Source organism: Alcanivorax borkumensis SK2 (genome assembly GCF_000009365.1).
Lineage (GTDB): Bacteria > Pseudomonadota > Gammaproteobacteria > Pseudomonadales > Alcanivoracaceae > Alcanivorax > Alcanivorax borkumensis.
In genome coordinates this window covers 174,959-187,121 of the sequence record NC_008260.1, presented here as the reverse complement: position 1 = coordinate 187,121, position 12,163 = coordinate 174,959, and the positions used below count along the sequence as shown (strand labels likewise).

The following is a 12,163-nucleotide window of genomic DNA, read 5'->3' as shown; positions in this document are numbered from 1 at the left end:
AACATGGCACGAGTTACCGTAGAAGATTGCCTGGAAAAACTGGATAACCGCTTTGAGCTGGTGCTGGTTGCCGGCAAGCGCGCCCATCAATTGCAGAGCGGCGGTAAAGAGCCACGTGTAGCTTGGGAAAACGACAAACCCACCGTTGTCGCCCTGCGCGAAATCGCAGAAGGCCTCGTCACCGCTGAATCCGTGGATAACCCCATCGCGGACCGCAGTGCCGACGTGGACGAGCTAGCGCTGCTGACCCAGTCTTTCGGCGAGTAAGTACCCGCCCCCCCTGTTTTATTGCGATAGCAAAAAGCAGACAGAGAAACGCAGAGGCTTAGATTAGAGCCTCTGCGTTTTTTTGTGGGCAGCACACGGTGCCCCCATTACTCTTTACGATCCCCCATTGTTTTTACCCAGCCGAATAATAGTTCGTCGCTATCCGCCTTATCGTAGACAAACCCCGCCCTCAAATCTAAGCTAAGAGTCATCTTAGAACCTGCTACTCGCCAAGGGCGTGACGAGGCCTTTTGCCCACCATTCATAATTTGGAAAAACGGTTACGTAGTTATCTGGACGATGATCAAATCGCCCAGGTCGTACACGCTTACCATTTTGCCGAGCAAGCCCATGAGGGCCAGTATCGTCGCACCGGCGACCCCTACATCACCCATCCACTGGCAGTCGCAAACATCCTTACCGACATGCACATGGACCATGCCTCGCTTATGGCGGCCATGCTGCACGACGTAATCGAAGACACAGGCATCAGCAAGGAGCAGCTGGCAAACGAGTTCAGCGAGGAAGTGGCCGAGCTGGTCGATGGCGTTTCCAAAATCGCCCAGATCAAGTTCGAATCCAAGGCCGAGCAACAGGCAGAAAACCTGCGCAAGATGATGCTGGCCATGACCCGGGATATCCGCGTTATTCTTATCAAGCTGGCCGACCGCCTGCACAACATGCGCACCCTGCATGTAATGCGCGCGGAAAAGCGTCGCCGTATCGCCACCGAAACCCTAGAGCTGTACGCCCCCATCGCCTTCCGCTTGGGCATGTACAACATGCGGGTTGAATACGAAGACCTGGCCTTTCACGCCATCTACCCCATGCGAGCCAAGCTGATTGGGCAGGCTGTTAAGAAGGCTCGCGGCAACCGCAAGGAAATCCTCTCCACCATCAAGACTAGCCTCGAGCATTGCCTAGAAGAGGAAGGCATCGAAGCACGCGTGCTGGGCCGCGAGAAGCACCTGTTCAGCATTTACTGCAAAATGAAAGAGCAGCACAAACCGTTCGTGGATATCATGGATGTGTTCGGTTTTCGTATCATCGTGGACCGGGTAGATACCTGCTACCGCGTGCTTGGCGCCGCACACAACTACTTCACCCCGATTCCTGGGCGCTTTAAAGACTATATTGCCATCCCTAAGGCCAATGGCTACCAGTCCCTGCACACCACGCTGAAGGCTCGCTCCGGGATCCCGCTGGAAATGCAGATTCGTACCGAGGAAATGGAAGCCATGGCTAACAATGGCATCGCCGCCCATTGGCTTTACAAGTCCGATGACGAGCCTGGCTCGCCCACCCACAGCCGCACCCAGAGCTGGATGCAACGGTTACTTGAGCTGCAGCAAAAAACCGGCAATTCCATGGAGTTCATCGAAAATGTGAAGGTGGACCTATTCCCGGACGAAGCCTATGTGTTCACCCCCAAGGGGGATATCAAGGAACTGCCCGCCGGTGCCACAGCCGTGGACTTCGCCTACGCGGTGCACACCAAAGTGGGTAACAAATGCGTCGCAGCACGTATCGATGGCAAGCTTGCCGCTTTGTCCACACCACTGGAGTCCGGGCAGACCGTCAAAATCATCACCGCACCCAGCGCCACGCCAAACCCAGCATGGTTGAACTTCGTAGTTACTGGCAAGGCACGCACCAACATTCGCCATTTTCTCAAGAATCAACGCCGCGAAGATGCGGTCGAGTTGGGCCAACGGCTATTGGAAAAAGCCCTGCATTCCTACGAGATGGGCATGGATGATTTGCCTATCGGCCGCGTGGTCAGTGAACTGGCCGGTAACGGTTATGTGGAGCTGGATGGCCTACTAGAAGATATCGGCATGGGCAATCGCCTAGCGCCACTGGTCGCGCGCAAACTTGCCGGCGCCCGCGATGACGACGAACGCCAGCACGAAGAGGACCGACGCCCACTAGCCATCCGCGGCAGCGAAGGCCTGATGGTCAGCTACGCGAAGTGTTGCTGCCCTTTACCCGGCGACACCATCATCGGCCACCTTAGCGCCGGGCGCGGCATCGTAGTCCACCGTGACACCTGCAAAAACCTGCTGGCGGAAATGCGTAACTCCCCGGAGAAATGCATTGCCTTGCGTTGGGATAAACAGGTGGAACAGGAATTCACTGCCACCCTGCGTATCGAGCTAATCAACAAGCGCGGCGTGCTCGCCATCCTGGCCAACAGCGTGTCGGAACTGGGTTCCAACATCGACACCATCGACATGGCTGAGAAAGACCCCACCCTCACCATTCTCAATGTGACCATGACCGTAAAAGATCGGATCCACCTAGCGCGCATCATCAAAAAACTACGCACCCTAGACAGCATAGTAAGAATTCACCGGCTTTAAGAAACGCTTCTCGCAAGAGCTGAGCATACTCAAACGTTCCCTATTACGCGCTGATAGTTCGGAGCGTTCTGACGGTTACCGAGGCCTCCCACCTCATCACAGGCAACGTCCTTGTGGCATGAACGATAATATGGAGGCGGTCTCACTTTGAGAGCGGACAAGCCGTTTACCTGTACGTTCGCACCAACTTGACTCGGTGCTATCCTCTAACGCTCTTTTGGTTGCGCCTCAGGGCATCCCATGCAAGCATAACGGCCTTAAATTATTCTGCTCGCTCAATGGCATCCAGCCAACAGCTCAACTATTGAAGATTCAGACCATGTCCAACCATTCTGTAATCAGCACCGACAAGGCCCCACAAGCCATTGGCACCTATTCCCAGGCCATCAAGGCTGGCCCCACCGTTTACCTATCAGGCCAAATTCCACTGGTACCAGACACGATGGAACTGATTGATGGGGACATGGAAGCGCAGATTGAGCAGGTGTTTAGCAATCTGACAGCCGTCTGCGAAGCAGCCGGAGGCAGCCTGCAGGATATCGTAAAACTCAATATCTTCCTCACCGACCTGAGCCACTTTGCGCTTGTCAATGAAGTGATGGCACGACATTTTAGCCAGCCCTATCCGGCCCGAGCAGCCATCGGTGTGGCCGCACTACCCAAGGGCGCTGGCGTGGAAATGGACGGCATCCTGGATATCGCCTAGCCCCCCTGCTGAACACACTACTATGCCACGCACACGCTCGCCCATTACGAGCGTTTTTGTTAGCTCACCCCCTCCGAAAGGAGGGGGAGACAGTACGTTTCAAAAAGCGCAGCATAGTAAAAACGGTCAGCGGGCCAACGCCCGTTTTCGTTAATCGGGCAACATCTAGGGAGAGCGATATGGATACCGCGACCCGCGACCTCAACACCTTGTTTGATCAGCTCGGGCTCGCCAGCAGCGACCACGACATCGAAGATTTCATCCACCAGCATGGCGGCACGCTCGCCGACAGCATGCACCTACACCAGGCCCCTTTCTGGAACGAATCCCAGTCAAAGTTTCTCGTCGAAGCGGTTCGCGAAGACGCAGAGTGGGCAGAGACCGTAGATACCCTCAGCGCGCTGTTAAGGCACTGATAGTAGCCCAGCGGAGATTCCTTAGGTGTGCAGTTCTGCTAGGTAAGGCAAGCTTAAAAGCCCCTTCCCCGGTGCTACACCGTGTTGACGATTGCCACTAGTCAATCGGCAGTAGCAACAGTATTCGATCAAAGAATAGACAGTAGAGCAGCAGGGGCACCGGTAGCCCAATCACAGTACCCAGCATGTAGTGACGTAATTTTACTCCGCTGAGCGACAGCGTGTAATTAAGCGCAGGCATCGTCTGAAATAGTAAACGCAACAAGGCGACACTGCGTATTGGGTGGCTGTCCAAGCGTGCCAGAATTTGCCTAGCGAAAGGGTTCTGAATGTCGCGCAACGCACTCCCCCCAAGCCCACGCACCAGCACATAGGTTGCCAGACAAGAAATGCACGCTGCCACATAGGTTGCTAGCCCGCCCATCACCGTACCCAGAGCCAAAATGGCCGCCGCCAAGAAAATCCAGCCCGGTAGCTGTATAAGATTACCAATCACGAAAACCACAACAAAAGCGATAAACCCGCTCACCGGGTTGGCTTCAAGCTGCGCCCGCAGAAACGACACTGACATCTGCTCACGCAACCCTGACAGCTCCACCGTTATCAACACCAGCGCCAATATCACGACCAACATAATCAAACGGCGATAGCGAGCGAGTGAAAAAGAAAGCGCCACAACAACAATTCCAGAAAGGGTCAGTAATTCAGTGTAAATCATTACAGACGGGGAAGAGCGTGAAGGAGTAAAAGGCTATTGATTCCCAGCTTCACGTTGAAGCTGAGATCTTGGTTTTTCAGCCCAGAGCCCGCTCGGAATCCAGCACCTGCTGATACCCCTCCGGCAGGACATCAGCCCAGGCATCAAGCCCCTGGCGCAAATCGTCCAGAGAGGAGGCCGCGAGATTAGCATGACCCACCTTGCGGCCCGGACGCACACTTTTACCATACCAGTGCACCACACCCGGATGCTGGAGCCAGGCGTTTTCAAATGGAGTACCGATCAGATTTACCATGGCAGACGAGCCATGCACATTCAGAGCATGGAGCGGTACGCCGGCCAAAGCATGAACGTGTAGGTCAAACTGAGACCAATCCGCACCTTCATGGGTCCAGTGCCCGGAGTTATGTACCCGCGGGGCAATTTCGTTGACCATCAGCTGGCCATCCACTTCAAAAAACTCCACCGCCATGACGCCGGCATAATCCAACTCTTCCATAATGCACTTGAGCATTATTTCCGCCGGCGCCTGCAGATCGGAACAGGCATTCGCCGGTGCCAGACTCAAGCGCAGAATGCCATCCACATGCCAGTTTCGGGTCAACGGGTAGAACAATGTTTCGCCGGTAATACTGCGCGCGCCGACAATGGACAGCTCGCGGCGGAACGGAATTTTCTGTTCTACAATCGCTTTGCCAGCCAACTCAACAGCAGGCACTGCACTCAAATCACCACCTTCGCCGACGATCCAGGTGCCCCGCCCGTCATAACCGCCACTGCGGGCTTTTACCACTACACCACCAAAGTCCGCCACCGCACGAGGCAAATCTTCAGCCTGGTCCAGCATTACCCAAGGGGCAGTGGGAATGCCCAGCTTGTCCAACATGGTTTTCTGGGTAAATCGATCGGGAATGACCTGCAGGGCCCCGCGCGCTACACAGCGATCACTCTGGGCTAATTCAGCGGAGAAACCGGTTTCTGGAAACGCTTCACGTTCCACGGTGATCACCGGGTAGCGCTCTTGGCACTCTTCCCAACTAATCGGCACAGCCAAATCAGAAGTACCCGGCAACAGCAGCGCCCGCTCGGGATCGTAACGGTCTACCACTAGACCCAAACGGGCCGCAGCTTCTGCCATCATCAAGCCAAGCTGGCCACCACCGAGAACAAGTACGCGATTCATAGCAGATCCGTCAGAGCAAACAAGGAAAGGAGCAGCGCAGGGAGTTAACCCTGCCCCAGCTCGGCATTGGCCAACACTTCATCCGCACGGGTGGCTTTCCAGTCGGCAATCGCCTGCAACAACGCCGGATTTTCCGTCGCCAGCATCTGCGAAGCTAACAGGCCCGCATTCCAGGCCCCCGCCGCGCCAATGGCCAACGTACCCACCGCCACGCCTTTGGGCATTTGCACGATAGACAGCAGGCTATCCCAACCGGATAGCGTGCGGCTTTTCACCGGCACACCCAGCACCGGCAGCGGGGTCAAAGACGCAATCATACCGGGCAAATGGGCCGCACCGCCGGCACCGGCAATGATCACCTTGTAGCCATTTTCATGGGCGCTTTTGGCAAAATCATACATGCGCTGGGGCGTGCGATGGGCCGAAACCACCTCGGCTTTCCAGCCCACATTGAAATGGGTCAGGGCGTCACAGGCTTCTTTCATGGTTTCCCAGTCAGATTGGGAGCCCATTACCACGGCAACCGGCGTGCTCATTCGCATTACTCCATTGCGCCCATTACAGGCTTTTGCGGGCGCATCAGAACCAAGCCACGCCAACACAGAAAAAATTGAGGCGCACACTTTACTAATGCCAGCGCCGGAGGCAAGTCTATCGACGAAAAAATGATCGACGATGAAGCTCTCAGCCGACAGATGGCGATTTTAGCGTGATTTGGTTGGGAATGCGCTTCTGCCCTTGCCGCCTGCCCACGCAACTCCCTTCAATTACAGAACAGAGGCGTAAGCGACAACCCACAAAACAAAACGGGCCATGATCATTATTTGAAATGCCGCCGCCGCATCATCCCGAATAAGAAATGATGCGCAGACACTGCATTGGATTCACTCAAGGATAAAGTCATGTGGCCGCTTACCTCCCTGCCAACACCTGAGCATAGCCGTCCTGATAGCCGGGATATTGCAGGGTGTAATGGCCCTGCTGGATATATAGGCTCGTCACCTGCTTGCCCACTGCCGGTTCATCCGGCACCGCCAAGGTCAACCCTTGCTGGTCTGCCAACCATTCCAATACATCCAGATTACGGCCGCCCACCGCATCGGTGCCAATCACCAACGGTGGCATTTCATGGCCACCCAGCCAGCCTAGCACCACGCTACGCAGTAGCCCCACGCAATCGTCACGGTGGATCCGATTGGTCCACTGGGGGGCAGGTAGACTTTCTTCGCCACGGGCCAATCTGGCTGCCTTGTCGATCTGCCGATATCGTCCCGGCCCGTAAATACCGGTAAAGCGCACCACAGTACTCAGACTACGAGTGCTAATTTCCTCTTCCGCCGCGAGCAGCACCTTGCCGTTATAGCGGCTCGGACGAGGAGGGGTTAGCTCATTGACCACCCCTTCCACGTCGCCAAACACCGCGCTACTGGAGACAAACACTACAGGGGGCAGCGGCTGCTGGCCTTCCAGAGCATCCAATAACATTAGCGGCGCCCGTACATAGGCCTGCAAATACCCTTCTTCACTGTACTCGCTCGGAGTCATGATGATGACAAGTAAATCCACCGGATCCGGCGGTAGCATGGCCACCCCTACAGTCAAATCTTGGCTATACAATTCCACTCCACCCGGCGCCTGTTCACCGCGGCGAATGGCACTGATGCGATGCCCGTCTACGATTAATTGTTTGGCCAAGCCGCTGCCTAGGTCACCCAGACCGGCAATCAAAATATGAGACATGAAGGCTCCTTGCGTACCGCCAGTAACCCGATGCCGGATGGCGAACGCAGGCTGTTCTTACGTTAGTCATCCGGCACCTAGCGTACGACGCCGTTAATATGCACAATGGTATTCAATCGAATAAGTGTATCAATGCCATGACATTAACAGAACTTCGCTATCTGGTCGCCTTAGCCCGGGAACGCCACTTTGGCCACGCGGCCCAAGCCTGCAACGTAAGCCAGCCAACCCTGAGTGCTGCCATTAAAAAACTGGAAGAGCAGCTGGGCATGCCACTGTTCGAGCGCCGCCCCCGGGAAGTGGTGGTTACGCCTCAGGCCGAACCCATTATCGCGCAAGCCCAGCGCGTGCTGGAGCAGGCGGACCTACTTTCCCAGATGGCAATGAGCCAGCGCGATCAGCTTGGCTCACCGCTGCGGGTTGGCGCAATCTTTACCGTTGCCCCATATCTCTTTCCCACCATGGTGCCGCGGGTCCGCAAAGCCGCAGCGGAAATGCCGCTATTTATCGAAGAGAATTACACCCACGTATTGCGGCGCAAGTTAGAGCACGGCGAGCTGGACGCCATCATCGTTGCCCTGCCATTCTCCGGTGGTGGTTTGGTGCGTGCGCGCATGTACGAGGAGTCTTTTTCGGTACTGCTACCGGCAGACCACCCCTGGACCAAGCAAAAGAAAATTGCACCTGAACAACTGCTTAGCGAGACTCTGCTATTGCTCGGTGAAGGCCACTGTTTCCGCGACCAAGTACTGGAACTGTGCCCCGCCATCGATTCTCAACACCAACGCAACCTGGTGCAAATCGAAGGCGGCTCGCTAGAGACTTTGCGGCATATGGTCGCGGGCGGCCTGGGCATCACCGTGCTGCCCAATTCTGCCTTGCACCAACATGGATACGACAAGCACACTTTTGCGGTTCGTCCATTTGAAGAACCAGTGCCCTCGCGGACCATCGCGCTAGTTTGGCGCGATAGCTTCCCACGCCCCAAAGCAATCGAAGTATTGCGACAGGCCGTACCCAAGGAAGGATTGTCAGGATAACAACGATGAACAGGCCGGTTTTTCCCTGTAAGAGCTCCTGTAGCGATGCGAACCGACTTGCCGGCACGCCTCCAAGCACCCTCTGCACCTCAACAGGTGCGGTTATGGCGACCTAACATCATGGCCGGTGACTCCCTCTCCAGCCTACCCCTGAGCCGCCTCAAGGGCGTCGGCCCCGCCGCTGCGGAAAAACTGGCCAAGCTGGGCCTGCATAACCTAGAAGATCTGCTCTTCCACCTACCGTTCCGTTACGAAGACCGCACTCGCATTTCCCCCATCGGCAGCCTGCGCCCGGAAACCGGCGTGGTCATCGAGGGTCAAGTAATGGCCGCCGATGTGATATTTGGCCGACGTCGCTCCCTGCTTTGCAAAGTGGCTGACGGCACCGGCATGGTGACGCTGCGTTTCTACCATTTCAGCGCAGCACAGAAGAACACCCTAGAGCGCGGGCGGACTATTCGCGTCTATGGCGAGCCCCGTCCTGGTTCCGCCGGGCTGGAATTTTATCATCCAGAATACCAGCTAGATTATGCTGACAGCGGCCTGCCGCCACTGGAAAAAGCATTGACCCCGGTCTACCCCACCACCGACGGTGTCAGTCAGAAAACCCTGCGCAACCTCACCGGGCAGGCCCTGAAATACCTACAGGCGCACCCTCCCCAAGAGCTGATTCCTGCCCAACTGCTGGATCAGAGCGGCCTGCCCAGCTTAGCCGACGCCTTGAGCAAACTGCATAATCCACGACCAGATGACCCGGTGAACTTACTGCTGGAAGGCAAACATCCGGCAGTAAAACGGCTGGTGATGGAAGAAATGGTGGCTCACCAATTAGGCATGCTGCAAAAACGCGCCGGACAGAAAGCCTTCCATGCCCCGCGCCTTGGCGGGCAGACACTGTTTGAAAAACTACAGGATAGCCTACCCTTTAACCTCACTGGCGCCCAAAAACGAGTCATCGGTGAGCTGATGGGCGACATGAAACAAGCCCACCCCATGTTACGTCTGGTACAAGGCGATGTGGGCTCAGGCAAAACCCTGGTAGCCGCCGCCGCCGCCCTTGCCGCCATTGAGTCCGGCTATCAGGTCGCGTTAATGGCACCTACGGAGCTGCTGGCGGAACAGCATCGGGAAAACTTCCACCACTGGCTGGCGCCACTGGGTATAAAAGTACACTGGCTGGCGGGCAGCCTCGGCGTAAAAGCCCGCCGGGAAACCAACGCAGCGCTAGCCGATGGCAGTGCGCACATCGTGGTCGGCACCCATGCTTTGTTTCAGGAGGCCGTACAGTTCCATCGCCTTGGGCTCACCATCATTGATGAGCAGCACCGCTTCGGTGTGCAGCAGCGGCTGGCCCTGCGTGAAAAAGGGCGCGAGGATAACGCCCATGGCATTCAGGTTCCCCACCAATTAGTCCTCACCGCCACGCCCATTCCCCGCACCCTGGCCATGAGCGTCTATGGCGATCTGGACACATCCGTGATCGACGAAATGCCACCGGGCCGCAAGCCCATCGACACCTTGGTGCTTCCCGAGAGCCGACGCCCCCAAGTAATCGAACGCATTAACGATGCCTGCCGTCCCTCTGCTAAAAAGAAAAACACTCAGGCCTACTGGGTCTGCACTTTAATTGAGGAGTCTGAAGAACTGCAGGCTCAGGCAGCGGAAGCAACATTTGCGGAATTACAGATCGCCTTGCCGGAGCTGAAGGTGGAGCTGGTACACGGGCGCATGAAGGCGAAAGAAAAAGCCGAGCGTATGGCACGTTTTTCGCGGGGAGAAGCGCAATTGCTGATTGCCACCACCGTCATCGAAGTGGGCGTGGATGTACCCAACGCCACCCTCATGGTAATGGAAAACGCCGAACGGTTGGGCCTCGCGCAGTTACACCAGTTACGCGGTCGCGTAGGCCGTGGAGCCGAGCAAAGCTACTGTTTACTGCTATACAAAAACCCTCTATCGCATACTGGCAAGCGACGCCTGGCGGTAATGCGCGATACCACCGACGGTTTTGTGATTGCCGAAGAAGATTTGAAACTACGTGGACCCGGCGAATGGCTGGGCACTCGCCAGACCGGCGACCTGGCCTTTCGCATCGCCGATCTGGTTCGTGATGAAGCGTTAATGGAGCCCGCCAAAGAGATCGCCAACAAACTAATGCAAGACTACCCACAGTGGATCGACCCCCTGTTACGTCGCTGGCTAAAGGGCGGGCAGAACTTTGCCGACATCTGACACAAACGAAGAATCCCCAAGATCAGGGGCGTTGTCACCGGGGAATGACAAAGGGGTCTTGCTCCTTTTTATAAAGCAAAAAAACCGAAGCCAAAACATACCATTCTCGAAAACAATAATGTTGAGAACGTCCTGACAAAAGAGATTTCAACAGCCGGCTAGAAACACACCTCTTGAACCTGAAATTCAACCCGCCACTGCCGTTGGCTTGCTAACCAGCCGCTCCGCCGGGAAATGACAGGTAAAGGTGCTGCCCTTGCTCAGTTCGCTGACGATTTCCAAGCGCCCATCATGGCGAATCATTACGTGTTTAACGATGGCGAGGCCCAGGCCGGTGCCCCCGGTTTCTGTAACGCGGCTATTGTCTGGCCGGTAAAAACGTTCCGTTAAGCGCGGGATGTGGGCGGGGTCGATGCCAATCCCGTTGTCTGTGACAGAAAAGTGCGCGCCGCAAGAATCTTGCCACCAACGGATACGGATGGTGCCGTTGGCCGGCGTATATTTCACTGCATTGGTAATCAGATTGCCGAAGGCACTTTCCAGTTCAGCCGGATTGGCGATCAAGCGTGCGTCGAGAGGAACATCCAGCTCGATCTGGTGATCCTTGTCGCTGCCTATAGCCAACGCATTTTCTTTCATCCGATTAAGCATGCCATGAACGGGTACCGCCTGACGTACACTGTCAGCTTCCGTTCCTTCTAATCGGGCCAGTAATAACAAATCGGCGACTAGGGCTTCCATGCGGTTGGATTGATTGTCCATTTGCATCAATGCGCGACGCAGACGGGCCTGTTCTTCCGGGAGGGTATCGAGCAGGGTTTCCAGGTAGCCTTTGAGTACGGTAAGCGGCGTCTTTAATTCATGGCTCACATTGGCTACAAAATCTTTGCGCATTTGTTCCAAGTGATGCAGCCGCGTAACGTCACGGGCGATCAATAATTGTTCGCCGATACCAAACTCAGTTACGCGGAACTGCAGGATACGGTTGTCATTCACCGGTGAAGGGATTTCCAGCGGGTCCTGAAAATCCCCTTTGCTTAGATAACCGGTAAACCGAGGATGGCGGATCAGGTTCGTCAGTGGCTGGCCCAGATCTTGGCTCGCATTAAAGCCCATGGCACGTTCGGCGGCATGGTTCCAATATTCCAGATAACCGTGTTGGTCGATGAGGATGACTACATCGTCAAGGGCGTTCACTGACTGTTGGGCGCGGTGGATGATGCCTTGCAGGTTTTCCTGGGCGCGACGTTCTTTTTGGAACAAGTGCTCAAGGCGGGTATAAAACTCACCCCACAGCCCGATACTGTCCGGTGGCTCGGTATGATCGTCGCGCACCAGCCAGCTGTACAGGGCGAACAGTTGCCGGGTGCTCCAAATAATATAGCCCCCCAGCCCTACCAGCAGTGGCCAAGTGTGGCCCACTGCCAGGGCAGCCAGAGCGGCCAGAAATATCAGGCCGGCAATGCGATTAACTTCCTTGGCCAAGCTAGCTTTCATG

11 protein-coding genes are annotated in these 12,163 nt (G+C 55.9%); 6 read left to right on the top strand and 5 right to left on the bottom strand.

The window, feature by feature from the left end:
* Nucleotides 1-3 precede the first annotated feature (3 nt).
* From rpoZ to ABO_RS00875, 4 genes are all read left to right on the top strand, one after another.
* Nucleotides 4-267 (top strand): DNA-directed RNA polymerase subunit omega, encoded by a 264-nt coding sequence (gene rpoZ / locus ABO_RS00890; protein ID WP_011587474.1) that lies wholly within the window; start codon nucleotides 4-6, stop codon nucleotides 265-267.
* Between the two features lie 251 nt (nucleotides 268-518).
* Nucleotides 519-2,630 (top strand): RelA/SpoT family protein, encoded by a 2,112-nt coding sequence (locus ABO_RS00885; protein WP_011587473.1) that lies wholly within the window; start codon nucleotides 519-521, stop codon nucleotides 2,628-2,630.
* 319 nt (nucleotides 2,631-2,949) lie between these two features.
* Nucleotides 2,950-3,336, top strand: coding sequence for a RidA family protein (locus ABO_RS00880; protein WP_011587472.1), 387 nt, complete (start codon nucleotides 2,950-2,952; stop codon nucleotides 3,334-3,336).
* A gap of 179 nt (nucleotides 3,337-3,515) precedes the next feature.
* Nucleotides 3,516-3,752, top strand: coding sequence for a DUF2789 domain-containing protein (locus ABO_RS00875; RefSeq protein ID WP_011587471.1), 237 nt, complete (start codon nucleotides 3,516-3,518; stop codon nucleotides 3,750-3,752).
* A gap of 97 nt (nucleotides 3,753-3,849) precedes the next feature.
* Here the strand turns inward: ABO_RS00875 and ABO_RS00870 are convergent, their stop codons facing one another.
* The 4 genes from ABO_RS00870 to ABO_RS00855 all read right to left on the bottom strand — a co-directional run bounded on the left by ABO_RS00870 (nucleotide 3,850) and on the right by ABO_RS00855 (nucleotide 7,393).
* Nucleotides 3,850-4,428, bottom strand: a complete 579-nt coding sequence (locus ABO_RS00870; protein ID WP_035461613.1) for a TVP38/TMEM64 family protein — start codon at nucleotides 4,426-4,428, stop codon at nucleotides 3,850-3,852.
* Between the two features lie 118 nt (nucleotides 4,429-4,546).
* On the bottom strand, nucleotides 4,547-5,653 hold the full coding sequence (locus ABO_RS00865; RefSeq protein ID WP_011587469.1) for an ATP-grasp domain-containing protein: 1,107 nt from the start codon (nucleotides 5,651-5,653) through the stop codon (nucleotides 4,547-4,549).
* A gap of 44 nt (nucleotides 5,654-5,697) precedes the next feature.
* Nucleotides 5,698-6,189, bottom strand: a complete 492-nt coding sequence (purE, locus tag ABO_RS00860) for a 5-(carboxyamino)imidazole ribonucleotide mutase (RefSeq protein WP_011587468.1) — start codon at nucleotides 6,187-6,189, stop codon at nucleotides 5,698-5,700.
* A gap of 376 nt (nucleotides 6,190-6,565) precedes the next feature.
* On the bottom strand, nucleotides 6,566-7,393 hold the full coding sequence (locus ABO_RS00855; RefSeq protein WP_011587467.1) for an NAD-dependent epimerase/dehydratase family protein: 828 nt from the start codon (nucleotides 7,391-7,393) through the stop codon (nucleotides 6,566-6,568).
* A gap of 137 nt (nucleotides 7,394-7,530) precedes the next feature.
* Here ABO_RS00855 and ABO_RS00850 point away from each other — a divergent pair, with 137 nt between their 5' ends.
* Both ABO_RS00850 and recG read left to right on the top strand, forming a co-directional pair.
* Nucleotides 7,531-8,433, top strand: a complete 903-nt coding sequence (locus ABO_RS00850) for a hydrogen peroxide-inducible genes activator (RefSeq protein WP_035461615.1) — start codon at nucleotides 7,531-7,533, stop codon at nucleotides 8,431-8,433.
* Between the two features lie 120 nt (nucleotides 8,434-8,553).
* Nucleotides 8,554-10,665, top strand: coding sequence for an ATP-dependent DNA helicase RecG (gene recG / locus ABO_RS00845; RefSeq protein WP_011587465.1), 2,112 nt, complete (start codon nucleotides 8,554-8,556; stop codon nucleotides 10,663-10,665).
* Nucleotides 10,666-10,851: 186 nt separating this feature from the next.
* On the opposite strand, the gene phoR is transcribed toward recG, so the two are convergent.
* On the bottom strand, nucleotides 10,852-12,162 hold the full coding sequence (gene phoR / locus ABO_RS00840; RefSeq protein ID WP_011587464.1) for a phosphate regulon sensor histidine kinase PhoR: 1,311 nt from the start codon (nucleotides 12,160-12,162) through the stop codon (nucleotides 10,852-10,854).
* Nucleotide 12,163: the final 1 nt, after the last annotated feature.